This is a genomic window from Candidatus Izemoplasma sp., assembly GCA_036172455.1.
GTDB lineage: Bacteria > Bacillota_I > Bacilli_A > Izemoplasmatales > Izemoplasmataceae > JAIPGF01.
The window spans coordinates 326,019-340,482 of sequence record JAXKVY010000002.1 but is presented as its reverse complement, the minus strand read 5'-3'; the positions used below and the strand labels follow the sequence as shown (position 1 = coordinate 340,482).

Below are 14,464 nucleotides of genomic sequence, written 5' to 3'. Positions count from 1 at the left end.
TTAGATGCTATTAAACAGTAATCAAATACAAGATATAATTCCTCACCGCTATCCATTTTTGATGATAGACCAAGTCATAGAACTAGAACCGGGCAAATCAGCAAAGGCCATTAAAAATGTTACAGCAAATGAAATGCAGTTCATGGGACATTTTCCAAAGGAACATGTAATGCCCGGCGTTTTAATGGTTGAAGCGTTGGCTCAAACAGGCGCTGTGGCTATTTTATCTTTAGAGGAAAATAAAGGCAAAATAGCCTATTTTGCGGGGATTGATAAATGTAAGTTTAAGCATAAAGTTATTCCTGGTGATCAATTAGAACTTAGTGTTGACATTCTTAAACAAAAAGGACCAATAGGCGTGGGAGAGGCTGTTGCACGTGTAAATGGTAAAGTTGCAGTAAAAGCAATATTAAAATTTGCGATTGAACAATGAAAAACGAACAGGTATTGATTTAATACCTGTTTTTCTTTGGAAAAAGCAAAAGCCCTTTCATGAATATTTTTGATATGTTATAATAAATTATTCAAAGTAGGTGGTATGATGAAAAAACTATCGTCTTATATAGCCAAGATTGATCAACCTAAGATTCTTGATATTGCAACAGGTGCTGGAAACTTTATCACACTATTGACCACATTAACTGATGATTATACTGAGATTATTGGTATTGATAAAGAAAAAAGCGCTATTGATATGGCAAGACAAAATTTCGATGATAACCGTATTCACTTTAAGCAAATGCATGGAGATCACTTAGAATTTTCGCCTAATACATTTGATATTGTGTGTTTTAGTAATTCCTTACATCATGTGAGTGATATCTATAAAATCTTTAATCAGGTACATACCGTACTAAATCCAAGAGGGTATTTTATTGTAGCTGAAATGGTTAGTGACCGATTAACTGATGCACAAAAGAGTCATAAACAGTTACACCATTTTGCAGCAAAAATAGATCGATTATGTCACATTATCCATGAAGAGACTTATACACGAAAAGAAATTAAAGACATGGTGTTATCCTATCCTAAGTTTACTTTAGTAGATGATTGGATTTTACGCTATAGCAGGAAGAAATCAAATTCAGATGAAGAGATAGGATGGTTACTAAAAACAATTGATCGGTTACTACAAAAAATACCTCATGAGACTGAAGAGACGGATGCTTTGATTAAAGAAGCAGAATCAATTAAAACATATATCGAACGGCATGGATTTGATACATGTCCAACGAAAGTGATGGTGTTAAAACGATGAAGTTACTTCATATTTTCGATCGCCGAGACCGTAAACAGGGATACTTGCCAATTGTATACAGAAATAGTGTACGGGCAATTATTTTTAAACATGGGCAATTATTAATGGTTCATGCACGGTCTACCAACGAATACAAATTTCCTGGCGGGGGTATTGAACAAGATGAAATCCGTGAAGAAGCGTTACGTCGGGAAGTCTTAGAAGAAGTTGGTCGAAAAGTCAATAGTGTCAATGAATCACTTGGGTATACTGATCAACTCTATAATGATATTTATGATGATCGAAAATATTTTTACTTACGGAGCTATTACTATTTTTGCGAAGTAACTGACGAGATACTTAAACAAAATCTTAATTTATATGAACAAAATTTACGTTTTGAACCAATGTGGGTTAGTATTGATGATGCATTAGCTGCTAATAAGAAAGTAATGGCAAAAGATACACACCATTTATGGACAGAACGTGAAATATACATACTAGAATTACTTAAGGAGATGATGGCATGAGAGGTTTTGAAAAAGCCAAACAATATAATCACTTAGCGTTTCCGCTTCCTAAACGCTCAACTATGCACAGCGCAGGCTATGACATTGCGCTTATTGAAGACCTAACGATACCCCCAGGAAAGATCGCCTTAGGGGTGACAGGCATCAAAGCTTATATGAAAGATGATGAAGTTTTAAAGTTATATCCCCGTAGTAGTTTACCAAAACGATACCGTTTAACTATCCCTAATAACGTTGGCATTATTGATAAGGATTACTATTCTAATCCAGACAATGATGGCGCTATTTTTGTATCTTTATATAATTTTGGTAAGACACCAGTCACCATTAAAAAAGGGGAACGCGTCGCGCAAGGGATATTTCAAAAATACTTGATTAGTCCAGATGAACCACCAGTAAAAACGTCGCGCAATGGCGGGTTTGGCAGTACAGGTAAATAACGTTTAATTTAAAATAGTAACGTATTTATAATCAAGAAAAACTTTCATAAACTTTCATTGACATGACCGTATTCATATCATACAATAAAACTAGATGTTAGGTGTCTTTTAACAAGACATAACAGGGAATTGAGTGAAAATCTCAAGCTGTCCCAGCAACCGTGATTCGGACGAAATGCGCTTGTCCACTGCTTTTTAGCGGGAAGGACGCATAGTAGGATGAACATCAGCCGGTAGACCTACCTAGGATCTGAGAAACACAAATACTCCTGGGTAATGAGTATGTCGTTTTTAAGGTATTTTATAAAAACGGTAAATCATCCAGGAGGATGGTTTTTTTATTTTACAAAATACTAAAAAGGAGGACACAATGAAAAAACTATTCTCTATGGTTTTAATGATAATGCTAATTTTTTCATTAACAGCATGTAATAATACAGAGCTTAATGAAAAACTAAGTGAAATTGAAACCTTGCAACAAGAAGTAGAAACACTACAGGACAACTTAGGTGATAAGGATAATCTTATTGCTGAATATGAATCTGAGATTGATAATTTAGAGGCACAAATTGCCGCGTTACAATCTCAAATTTATGACAACATTATTACAGTCACATATGAAGATTACTATGGTGATTACCGTAGTACATCAGTTGGGTACAATGATGATTACGAGGGAAATTTATTTGAACTCTTAGAAACGGAGTTTTCGATTGATGCTGACGATACTGACTATGGTAAAATGATCACATCTTTTGAACATTTAACACCACTTAATGGCGCTTACATTGCTTTTTATAAAAATGGTGAAATGTCCATGACTGGCGTTGAAGCAACTAGTTTTGAAAACGGGGATGTTTTTGGCTTTACTGTTGAATATTGGGATGCCTTTGAGCAACAGGTAGATGACGCTATTCAATTATTCTTAATCAACCATGTCAATGATTATGTCAATGAAACAACTTACAATTATCATGTTGTTTCAGCATTAAACCTTTTAGGTATCCTAGAAGAGTACACAACGAATGAAGCCATTGAAACGTATGTTGAAGGCTTAACATTGGAGACGTATAGTGACTATTTTAAAGCCATTGCACTGTTAAATGCTTCGAACAACGATGCAACGACCTATATTAGTGATTTGGCTAATATTGCACAAACTGGGCCATATGGACAGACCGCATATACATTAATGGCGTTAAATAGTGTTGATACAGATGTTGATTTTACAACCTTTGAGTCGAATGCACTAAGCTATTTTACCAATAATACCCCATATGATGCCGGATTAGACACAGGTGGTGTCGATTTGATGGCATTATCTAAATATACAGATGAAACAGGTGTTGATACATTAATTAATGATTATCTAAATTGGGTTAAAACAGATCAACTGGATAATGGTGGTATCATGACGCGTGATATGGGATGGGGATCCACCCTAAATGCTGCAAGTATTTCTCAAGTGCTTATGGGTATGATGGCTAATGGAGTTAACCCAAGAAGCGCAGAATATACGACAAATGATAATACCTTGATTGATGCCTTATTATTATTTCAAACTGACACAGGAAGTTTTGATTGGGTATTAACAGACGATACTAATGAAGATTTATTATTTAGTACACCACAAGCTTTCTTAGCGCTTGTTATGTACCAAAAAATATCAAATGAAGGAACTGCGGTTCATCCATTTGATGCAGAATAAATTAGGAGGGTGAGTATGAAAAAAGTTATACTATCAATAGCCGTTGTTATTGTGACAGTGATTGCTGTATTTATGCTCACTCGTTTAGAAAATGATGACCTAGGTGAGATTCAATTTGTGCTCATTGATCGCAACGATACGGTTGTTATTGATGATACCTTATCATTTACTGAAGAAGACGACCTAGTGAGTTTGCTGCAAGAACATTATACCGTTGTTTGTGCAAATACATCATACAAACCAACCACACGGTGTGAAACACACTTTGCTAATGGTCGGATAGTACTCGGCGTTGATGAGGTTATCACAGATTGGCGAAACCATTATATTGGTATCTATATTAATGACACATATAGTAATGTCGGAGTCGATGGCATCGCATTAAAAGATGGCGACACCATTACCTTTGAAGAAATTATGATTGGAGCTGATGACTGATGCAAACACGACAATTGTTAATGATAGCATTTGCGATTGCGATTACCTTTACGCAGGAACAAGTACTTGTTTTTTTACCAAACATTCAATTTACCGTCTTATTAGTATTTGTGTTTGCCAGTGTTTTCTCGCTCAAAGAAATGACTATATATATCATTGGGTATGTTCTCATTGATAGTTTATATATGGGAGGATTTAATCTATTCTATATGGTGCCATTGATGATAAACTGGCTAATGATTGCCTATATTTATCATGCATTGTTTAAAGATAGTGATAATCTATACTTGAAAGCGATTCTAGCATTTGCTTTTGGCTTTGTTTATGGATGGATGTTCATTCCATTTCACATGTTGCAAACAGGTATAAATCAATTTTGGCCATATCTACTCGCTGATCTGCCCTATGAAATAATTATGGCAACCACAGGATTTTTAACTGTATTGTGGGGGTATGAGCCACTGGTTAAAGTGTTAAGAATCTCATTTAACTCACCCTATCCAGTACATGTAAAATAATATGAAAGATGGCTAAAACGCCATCTTTTTAGTTATCCTTTATATAATATATGAAAAATAAACAAAATTACTTGCACAAATAGAGGTTATTTGATACAATAATTAAGCCGTAATGAATACACACACACTGGAGTAACTCGTGGTGAGCTTGAAAAAGTCGCTAGTTACGTTGAAGGTAGTGGAGGCAAAATCAAAAGGAGGAATAAAAATGAGCGTTGTAACAATGAAAGAATTGTTAGAATCAGGAGTTCATTTTGGTCACCAAACGCGTAGATGGAATCCGAAAATGGATCAATACATTTACACATCTCGTGGTGGAATCCATATCGTGGATTTACAACAAACGGTGAAAATGATGGAAGATGCCTATCAACAAGTTTTAGAGATAGGTCAAAATGGTGGAAAGATTTTATTTGTTGGTACAAAAAAACAAGCGAAAGATGTTGTTAAACAGGCAGCTATTCGTTCTGGTCAATTTTATGTAACGAAGCGTTGGTTAGGTGGAACGTTAACAAATTTTAAAACGATCCGTAAATCAATCCGTAAATTACATAACTTAAATCGTCAAGAGAAAGATGGTACGTTTGATCGTTTACCTAAGAAAGAGGTCTTAGAAGCACGTCGTGAAATGGAACGTTTAGAATCGTTCTTAGGCGGAATCAAAGACATGAGAACATTACCAGATGCAGTAATTGTTGTGGATATTATCCAAGATAAAAATGCTGTATTAGAAGCTAAAAAGTTAGGGATCCCAGTATTTGCTATCGTAGATACAAACTGTGATCCAGACTTAGTAGACTTTATTATCCCTGGTAATGATGATGCGATCCGTGCAATCAAACTTATCGTTAACAAATTTGCTGATGCAATGTTAAATGCTTCTGGTGGTGCTGGTGAAGCAACACAAGAGAAGCCAAAACAACAAAGCAAAAAACCAACCCCTAAAAAATCAACCAAACCATCGCCAAAAAAATCAACTAAACCTCAGCCGAAAAAAGAAAATAAGCCAGAGCCTAAGAAAGAAATTAAGCCAGCGCCGAAAAAGGAAAGCAAACCTGCTCCTAAACCTAAAGCTGAAGCGAAAACAAAAGCTCCTAAAAAAGAAGAAACTCCAGAAACTAATACATTAACTGAATCTGAATTAGAAGATATGACAGTTAAAGAGTTAAAAGCGTTATGTAAAGAACGTGGAATTTCTGGATACTCAAAATTACGCAAAGCTGAATTAATCGAAACATTAAAGTAATAAAAAAGAGCTTTCGGGCTCTTTTTTGAAAAGTATTTGGAATAATTATAATTGATATCATACGTGATATATGATATAGTATGAATGATAAAGATTGGAGGAATAATCTATGGCTATTAGTGCAAAATTAGTAAAAGAATTAAGAGATAAAACTGGTGCAGGAATGATGGATTGTAAAAAAGCATTAACTGCAACAGATGGTAATTTAGATAAAGCTGTTGATTGGTTACGTGAAAAAGGAATCGCTAAAGCAGCGAAAAAACAAACACGTATCGCAGCCGAAGGATTATGTAACGTTTTAGTTGATGGAAATGAAGCTGTTGTTTATGAGTTAAATAGTGAGACAGACTTTGTTGCTAAAAATGAAAACTTTGCTGATTTATTAGAAAAAGTTGGTCAAGCTATCTTAAAAAGTGATGCAAATAACTTAGAAGAAGCATTAAAAGTTGACTTTGATGGTGAAACATTAGAGGCTGCCCTTGTTAGTGCAACTGCTAAAATTGGTGAAAAAATCTCATTACGTCGTGTGTCTAGAACAACAAAAACAGATGAGCAAGTATTCGGTCCTTATAAACATATGGGTGGAAAAATTGTCTCATTAGTTGTTTTAAATGGTGATGATGAAGATGTTGCTCGTGATGTTGCAATGCATGTTGCCGCTATCAATCCTAAGTATTTAACGCAAGATGATATCAGCGATGAAGTCATTGCTCATGAAAAAGAAGTATTAACAAATGAAGCATTAAATGAAGGTAAACCTGCTAAAATCGTTGAAAAAATGGTTGCTGGTCGCTTAAATAAATACTTAAAAGAAATTTGTTTAGTTAACCAACCATTTGTTAAAAATCCTGACTTAACTGTTGAACAATATGTTAAACAAAATGACAGTGAAGTAGTTTCTTTCTTACGTCTCGAAGTTGGAGAAGGTATTGAGAAACGACAAGATGACTTTGCTGAAGAAGTTATGTCACAAGTTAAAAAATAAATTCATAAAATATATAGGACGCAATTTTTGTGTCCTATCTTTGTAATGGGAGGTTTATTGTGAAGAAAAAACGTGTTATAATTAAGTTAAGTGGTGAGGCATTATCTAGTAATCAACGCTTAGCGTTAGACCCCATTAAAGTAAAACAGATTGCCAAAGAAATCAAGAATGCATATGATTTGGGTAATCTTGAGATTGGCATTATTGTCGGTGGTGGCAACATATGGCGAGGAAAAATTGCAGCTGAGATGGGGATGGAACGAAGCCATGCTGATTATATGGGAATGCTTGCAACAATCTTTAATGCATTAGCACTACAAAATGCTATTGAAGAACTTGGAGTGGAAACAAGAACCATGACAAGCTTAAACATTCCTCAAGTTGCTGAGCCTTATATTCGCCGAAAAGCCTTAAGTAATTTAAGTAAAGACCGCATTGTGATCTTCGGTGGAGGAACTGGGAACCCGTTTTTCTCAACTGATACGACCAGTGCCTTACGTGCTGCAGAACTAAACGCAGAAGTTATCTTAATGGCGAAAAATGGCACCGATGGTGTATATGATAAAGACCCTCGAGTGCATAAAGACGCGAAAAAGTTTACTGAGTTATCACATCACGAGGTATTAGAAAAAAATCTTGGCGTTATGGATTCAACTGCTGCAGCCCTATGTAAAGATAATAATATTGAAATTGTCGTCTTCGATATGAATAAAGAAGGTAATATTAGACGTGCTGCTAGTGGTGAACAAATAGGAACAAGGATATATTAGGAGGAAAACTATGCCAGATATGATTTTATTAGAAACAGAAGAAAAAATGACGAATCGTATCGACATGTTAAAACACGAACTAGCTAAAGTTCGTACAGGCCGCGCTAATCCGGCATTATTGGAGCAAGTTCATGTCGATTATTATGGTGTGCAAACCCCATTGTCGCAAGTTGGAAAAATCTCTGTCCCAGAAGCAAATCAATTACTTGTAAAACCATATGATAAAAGTATGGTTAAAGATGTTGAGAAGGCTATTAATGCCGCAAACCTCGGTATTAATCCAAACAATGAAGGTGAACAATTACGTATTGTCTTGCCGGCATTAACAAAAGAACGTCGTGAACAACTGAAAAAAGATATTCATAAACTCGGTGAAGAATGTAAAGTCTCTATTCGTAGTGCCCGTCATGATGGACGCGATGCGATTAAGAAATTAGAGAAAAATGGTGATATCTCAGAAGATGAAATGCATAATTATTTTGATGATATCCAAGAATTAACTGATAAATACGTAGAAAAAGCAGATCAATTAGTTGAACAAAAAGAAAAAGATATTATGACTCTTTAAGACAAATGCACCCTTAAGGGGTGCATTTTTAATATGATTTGATGGTAATAGCTAGGATTTTGTTGTATAATGATAAAAGCAAAAGAGGTGGAAAAATGGGACTAAAAGAACAAATTATAAAAGGGTATATCCCTAAACATATTGCGATTATTATGGATGGTAATGGACGTTGGGCAAAAAAACGTCGTATGCCAAGAACGTATGGACATAAAAAAGGTAGTGAAAACTTAAAAGATATGGCAATTGCATGCAACGATCTAGGTGTTGAAGCGTTGAGCGTCTATGCCTTTAGCACTGAAAATTGGAATCGACCGAAAGCTGAAATAGACTATTTAATGAAACTCCCGAGCGAGTTTGAGGAATCATTTAAAGGACAATTTGAAGAGCATGACATTCGTGTTATATTTTCAGGTCGTCGTGATCGATTCAATGAAAATGTGTTGTCACTAATTAGACGTGTAGAAGAAAAAACAAAAGATCGTCAAGGGATGACTTTAAATATTTGTTTTGATTATGGAAGCCATGATGAATTAACAGAAGCAACGAAAATGATTGCTAAAGAAGTTAAACAAGGGAAATATGATATAGAAGATATTAATCCAACTGTGATTGAAAACCATCTTTATACAAGTGGGTTACCTGAACTTGATTTATTAATCAGAACAAGTGGAGAAGAGCGATTGAGCAATTTTTTATTATGGCAAATAGCATATTCTGAGTTTATCTTTACGAAAACTTATTGGCCAGCATTTAATAAAAAGAAATTATATAAAGCAATTAAGCAATTTCAAAAACGGACACGACGTTTTGGTGGATTGAAGGAGGAATAATGTGGAAACCCGTATTTATACTGGCGCTTTAATGGCCATTGTCATTATTCCTATTATTCTAATTGGAAGTTGGCTTTTAGTCGGCTTATTTGGTGTGTTAACACTTGTCGCTACATATGAAATAACCCATTTACAAGACGATGCAAATGATCGCAATCGTTATTTATATGCCACTGAATTAGTATCAAGTGCGTTATTGTACACATTTTTAATCTTGTATATTAAAAATGGCATATCATTGTATTATGCTTACACAATGATTGGTCTTATATTACTCGTATCAGTCTATTATTATGTTGCACTTGATGATTCAATGAAGATGTTTTTAATTGCAGCTCTTTACCCGAGCATCGGGTTTGCGGCATTATTTGCGTTCCGAGAATCTGGGTTAGTAGATATCGGATATTTATTTTTAATTACGGTTGTCACTGATGTCTTTGCTTATTTTGTGGGAATTAATTTTGGTAAACATAAATTAGCTCCTACAATTAGTCCTAAAAAGAGTATTGAAGGGAGTATTGGTGGATTAGTTTTTACTGTTATCTTTAGCTTGGTATATATTTGGTTAACTGGGTTGAATCAGGTCTTAAGTATTGAACTATCATTGCCATTAATGATTGTATTTGCAGCGATTATAAGTATTTTTGCACAAGCGGGAGATTTAGTCGCATCGAAGATGAAACGCGATCATGCAGTGAAAGATTTTTCACAGCTTTTTCCTGGGCACGGGGGCGTAATGGACCGTTTTGACAGTGTCTTATTTGTTGGCGTAATTCTGTTCTTATTAAGTGAAGTGATTGTCTAATGAAAGATATTTATTTACTAGGCGCAACAGGAAGTATCGGCAAACAAGTATGTGATATTTTAAAAGCATATCCTCATGAGTTTAGACTCATGACTGCAACAGCGTATTCAAATATTCAAGCATTAAAAGAGATTATTGATACATTTACACCAGAGTTCGTGAGTGTTGGTTCAGAAGAAGCGAAGAATGAACTTAAACAAACCTATCCCAATTTAGAAATTGGTGTTGGCGAAGTGGGATTAGTACGTGCCGCAACATATGGGGATAATGGGGGCTTATTGGTAAATGCAGTTGTGGGGAGCGCTGGATTAAAGCCCACATATGAAGCAATTAAGTGTCAAAGAGATATTGCTTTGGCCAATAAAGAAACACTTGTGATTGGTGGCGAAATCATTGTTCCTCTAGTGAAACAAGAAGGCGTCAACTTAATTCCTGTAGATAGTGAGCATAGCGCACTAATGATGTGTTTAGAAGGCAGTGACAAAGAAAGTATTAAGCATCTGTATATCACAGCATCTGGCGGAAGTTTTCGTAATCGTAAACGCAGTGAGTTGAAAAATGTTACTGTGAAAGATGCATTAAATCATCCCAATTGGTCGATGGGTGCTAAAATCACAGTCGATTCAGCAACTATGATGAACAAAGGTTTTGAAGTGATTGAAGCACATCATTTATTCGATCAGCCTTATGATCGTATTACGGCATTATTGCATCAAGAAAGTATTGTTCATGGACTTGTTGAGTTTAATGATGGCAGTCAGTTAGCTCATTTGGGGGAACCCGATATGCATGTACCGATTAATATTGCTTTATTTTATCCAAAACGCATGCCGTTTCAAGCAAAGCGATTGGATTTAACAAAGGTTGGTACACTACATTTTGAAAAAGTATCAATAGATAGGTATCCGTTGTTTGAACAAGCCTTGAATGCGGGTAAAGCTGGTGGGATTAAACCAGTTGTATTGAATGCGGCCAATGAAGCAGCCGTTCAACTCTTTTTAAATGGGAAAATCACATTTTTACAAATTGAACAAATTGTGGTAGAATGTTTAAATAAGTTTAAACAAGATAAGCCATTATCAATAGAATATATTTTATCGCTTGATGAACAGGTGAAAGAAACTGTTTTACAGCAATATAGTTAGGACGTGATAGTATGTTAGTGAGTATTTTAGTATTTTTAATTAGTTTAAGTACTGTTATTATGATTCATGAGTTAGGACACTTCCTTATGGCAAAACGTGCCGGTATCCTATGTCATGAATTCAGCATAGGGATGGGTCCGTTACTCTGGTCAACCAAAAAAGGAGAAACGGTGTATGCCATTAGAGCTATTCCTATTGGGGGATATGTGATGATGGCTGGTGAAGAGATGGATGACGAGATGGTTAAAGTCGGTATGGAGGTTAGATTACAGTTTGATGATAAAAATCATGTTGAAAAAATTGTTATTGACCCTGAGAATGAAGACTACAATCATCTAGAAGAAGTCCTTGTTGAGCGTGTTGATTTAAAAGGCATCGACGATTCAGAACTTTATATTAATGCGTATAGGGTCAATCGTGATGCGATGATGATTATGCCAAAACGTGAGATTCAAATAGCGCCGCATAATCGAAGTTTTGAATCAAAAACAATTATTGAACGGTTTTTAGCTATTTTTGCGGGGCCGTTTATGAATTTTGTGTTAGCGTTACTCGTTTTCTTAGCGGTCAATCTCTATGTTGGTGTACCAGATCTTGACAATAATACGTTAGGAAGTGTTTCGCCAAACTATCCTGCGGATACTGTTTTAGAAGCTGGTGATGAGATTATCTCAATTGAAGGAGAACCGACTGATTCCTGGACAGATATAACGACTGAATTGAATGGTTTAGTTGGTGATCGTAGTATTACCATTACCTACAATCGAGATGGCCAAGTCAATTCAAAACAAATAATACCGACATTATATTTCTATTCGATCGGCTTTCACAGTGCTAAAGAGACAGGTGATGCCTTAGAAATTGGTGAGGTAGCCGAAGGAACAAAGGCAGAGAGTGCTGGCTTCCAAGCTGGCGATGTGATTGTTTCTATAGATGGCACACCAATGAACACGTGGACTGATGTTGTAAATAAAATAGAAGCTATTAGCTTAAATATTCCAACTGATGATAATCCAGTGAATGTTGATTTTGTTGTCTCAAGAGATGGAGAAGAGGAAACCTTAACCGTAAGTGATCCTTACAGTAAAGCCTTTTTGGAAACACAAAATCTACCGGTTGTTGATTCCTATATCGGGATTGGCCCCGTGTATAACTTCAATTTTGTGAAATCTGTGCAAAATGGATTTTCTCAATTGAAATCTTCTACTATGATTATTTTTACAACTATTGGGTTATTGTTTGATTCCGATGGCGCAGGGGCTGGCATTGGTGTTGGTGAATTAGCTGGACCAGTGGGTATCTTTGAAATTACTTCTCGCGCTTTAGAACAAGGTGTCATTTCCTTATTAAACTGGATTGGTCTCCTTAGTGTAAACTTAGGTATCATTAACTTATTACCAATTCCTGCTTTAGATGGCGGACGCCTAGTCTTCTTAGGATATGAGGGCGTGACCAAACGAAAACCAAATAAAAAAGTTGAAAACACACTACATTACGTGATGTATTTAGCCTTAATGGGGCTATTTATCTATGTCACATTTAACGACATATTACGATTATTTAACATTAGATAGTAAAGGGTGAAAGTATGAAACAAAGTTATTTATTTGTACCAACGAGCAAAGATGCACCAAAAGATGCTGAAGTTAAGAGCCATAAGTTAATGAGTCGAGCAGGAATAATTAAAATGCTTGCCTCGGGAATTTATACCTATTTACCACTTGGGTATCGCGTCATTAAGAAGATTGAACAGATCATACGTGAAGAACTAGACGCAATTGATTCAAGTGAATTATTAATGCCAGCCCTACAACCACGTGATTTATGGGAAGAATCAGGCCGCTGGGATAAATATGGTCCAGAACTTATGCGGTTAAAAGACCGTAAAGAACGTGACTTTTGTCTTGGACCAACTCATGAAGAAGTGATTACACAAGTTGTAAGAGATTACTTAAACTCCTACAAAAAAATGCCGCTTAGCTTATATCAAATTCAAACGAAATTCCGTGATGAAATGCGACCACGTTTTGGTTTAATGCGTGGGAGAGAGTTTATTATGAAAGATGCCTATACATTTACAGAAACAGAAGATGAACTCAATGAATGGTATGATCGCTTTGCGGATGCCTATACACGTATCTTTGCGCGTTGTGGATTAGAGACCAAAGTGGTTGCTAGTGATGTTGGACAAATTGGTGGTAATGAAGCCGATGAGTTTATGGTTATTAGTGAAGTCGGAGAAGATAATATTACTTATTGTAACACTTGCGATTATGCGGCTAATCAAGAACACAGCCACCTAAACGAAGGTGACACATGTCCAAGCTGTCAAGAAGGCTCTATTTTAATCGCAAAAGGAATTGAGGTTGGAAACATCTTTAAACTTGGCGATAAATATACCAAAAGCATGAATTGTTCAGTGATCAACCAAGAAGGAAAGCATGTCTATCCACTAATGGGATGTTATGGTATTGGTATATCTAGAACGCTCATGGCGAGCGTTGAACAACATTCTAAAGATGATGGAATTATATGGCCAGAAGAGATTGCACCCTTCACTGTGCATTTGATTCCAATCAACTTAAACAATGAAAACCAACACCGCGTCGCATTTGATCTTTATGACTTTTTCAAAGAACAAGGCATCGAAGTACTCATTGATGATCGTAAAGAGCGTGCAGGGAGCAAATTTAAGGATGCAGACTTAATTGGAATCCCTCATCGAATAATTATCGGTCGTGATGCAAAAGAGGGTAAGATCGAATATGCTGATCGACTAACAGGTAAGAAATCTGTAATGACCATTGAGGAAGTCCGTGCAAAATTAACTTCAAATGACCAATAGTAAATACTATATATATATATATATGAAAGAGAAATCTACCTAGATTTCTCTTTTTTATTAGATGTAAAAAAAGATGAAAAAAGATAGTCAAATGTATTGACATATTTAAGTGTGTTGTGTATACTTGTTATTGCACGTCTAAAAAGACGGCTTTCACTATAAAAATTGAAAAACACAAACTTAAAAAAAGTTTTGAATAAGTGTTGACAATTCTGGTGAAAAAGAGTATACTTTTTATTGCGGCGTTAAGAAAAATTAACGCCAAAAATTATGAGAAAATCCGGAAAGATTTTGACCGATCAGCACGGATAACACGACTTCAAAAAAAGTTTTGAAAAAGTGTTGACAAGTTCTCTGAAAAATAATATACTCTTTATTGCGGGCTTGAAAAAAAGCGCG

General features: G+C 35.6%; 16 protein-coding genes and 1 riboswitch. All 16 genes read left to right on the top strand.

The window, feature by feature from the left end:
- The first annotated feature begins 4 nt into the window (after positions 1-4).
- The 16 genes from fabZ to proS all read left to right on the top strand — a co-directional run bounded on the left by fabZ (position 5) and on the right by proS (position 14,065).
- On the top strand, positions 5-433 hold the full coding sequence (gene fabZ, locus UMR38_04295; GenBank protein ID MEC9485074.1) for a 3-hydroxyacyl-ACP dehydratase FabZ: 429 nt from the start codon (positions 5-7) through the stop codon (positions 431-433).
- 108 nt (positions 434-541) lie between these two features.
- A complete protein-coding gene (locus UMR38_04290; GenBank protein MEC9485073.1) occupies positions 542-1,258 on the top strand; it encodes a class I SAM-dependent methyltransferase in 717 nt (238 codons plus the stop codon).
- On the top strand, positions 1,255-1,767 hold the full coding sequence (locus UMR38_04285; GenBank protein MEC9485072.1) for an NUDIX domain-containing protein: 513 nt from the start codon (positions 1,255-1,257) through the stop codon (positions 1,765-1,767). The genes UMR38_04290 and UMR38_04285 overlap by 4 nt, the downstream gene beginning before the upstream one ends.
- The gene (gene dut, locus UMR38_04280) at positions 1,764-2,207 is read left to right on the top strand and encodes a dUTP diphosphatase (protein MEC9485071.1); all 444 of its coding nucleotides are present in this window, start codon (positions 1,764-1,766) and stop codon (positions 2,205-2,207) included. The genes UMR38_04285 and dut overlap by 4 nt, the downstream gene beginning before the upstream one ends.
- Positions 2,208-2,289: 82 nt before the next feature.
- Positions 2,290-2,469, top strand: a riboswitch (cobalamin riboswitch).
- A gap of 108 nt (positions 2,470-2,577) precedes the next feature.
- On the top strand, positions 2,578-3,915 hold the full coding sequence (locus UMR38_04275) for a hypothetical protein (GenBank protein ID MEC9485070.1): 1,338 nt from the start codon (positions 2,578-2,580) through the stop codon (positions 3,913-3,915).
- Between the two features lie 15 nt (positions 3,916-3,930).
- Complete coding sequence (locus tag UMR38_04270; protein ID MEC9485069.1) at positions 3,931-4,353, top strand: hypothetical protein; 423 nt, start codon at positions 3,931-3,933, stop codon at positions 4,351-4,353.
- Positions 4,353-4,871 (top strand): hypothetical protein, encoded by a 519-nt coding sequence (locus tag UMR38_04265; protein MEC9485068.1) that lies wholly within the window; start codon positions 4,353-4,355, stop codon positions 4,869-4,871. Before UMR38_04270 ends, UMR38_04265 begins: the two co-directional genes overlap by 1 nt.
- Before the next feature lie 208 nt (positions 4,872-5,079).
- Positions 5,080-6,117 (top strand): 30S ribosomal protein S2, encoded by a 1,038-nt coding sequence (rpsB, locus tag UMR38_04260; protein ID MEC9485067.1) that lies wholly within the window; start codon positions 5,080-5,082, stop codon positions 6,115-6,117.
- 109 nt (positions 6,118-6,226) lie between these two features.
- Positions 6,227-7,102, top strand: a complete 876-nt coding sequence (tsf, locus tag UMR38_04255) for a translation elongation factor Ts (GenBank protein MEC9485066.1) — start codon at positions 6,227-6,229, stop codon at positions 7,100-7,102.
- A 59-nt stretch (positions 7,103-7,161) separates the two neighbouring features.
- Positions 7,162-7,872, top strand: coding sequence for a UMP kinase (gene pyrH / locus UMR38_04250; protein ID MEC9485065.1), 711 nt, complete (start codon positions 7,162-7,164; stop codon positions 7,870-7,872).
- A 10-nt stretch (positions 7,873-7,882) separates the two neighbouring features.
- Positions 7,883-8,440, top strand: coding sequence for a ribosome recycling factor (gene frr, locus UMR38_04245; GenBank protein ID MEC9485064.1), 558 nt, complete (start codon positions 7,883-7,885; stop codon positions 8,438-8,440).
- A 95-nt stretch (positions 8,441-8,535) separates the two neighbouring features.
- Entirely contained in the window at positions 8,536-9,270 is a 735-nt protein-coding gene (locus UMR38_04240; GenBank protein ID MEC9485063.1) for an isoprenyl transferase, read from the top strand.
- 1 nt (position 9,271) lies between these two features.
- Positions 9,272-10,075 (top strand): phosphatidate cytidylyltransferase, encoded by an 804-nt coding sequence (locus UMR38_04235; GenBank protein ID MEC9485062.1) that lies wholly within the window; start codon positions 9,272-9,274, stop codon positions 10,073-10,075.
- Positions 10,075-11,220: a 1-deoxy-D-xylulose-5-phosphate reductoisomerase gene (locus UMR38_04230; protein MEC9485061.1), complete on the top strand. Its 1,146-nt coding sequence runs from the start codon at positions 10,075-10,077 to the stop codon at positions 11,218-11,220. Before UMR38_04235 ends, UMR38_04230 begins: the two co-directional genes overlap by 1 nt.
- 11 nt (positions 11,221-11,231) lie before the next feature.
- Positions 11,232-12,794, top strand: a complete 1,563-nt coding sequence (gene rseP, locus UMR38_04225) for an RIP metalloprotease RseP (GenBank protein ID MEC9485060.1) — start codon at positions 11,232-11,234, stop codon at positions 12,792-12,794.
- Positions 12,795-12,808: 14 nt separating this feature from the next.
- A complete protein-coding gene (gene proS, locus UMR38_04220) occupies positions 12,809-14,065 on the top strand; it encodes a proline--tRNA ligase (GenBank protein ID MEC9485059.1) in 1,257 nt (418 codons plus the stop codon).
- Positions 14,066-14,464: the final 399 nt, after the last annotated feature.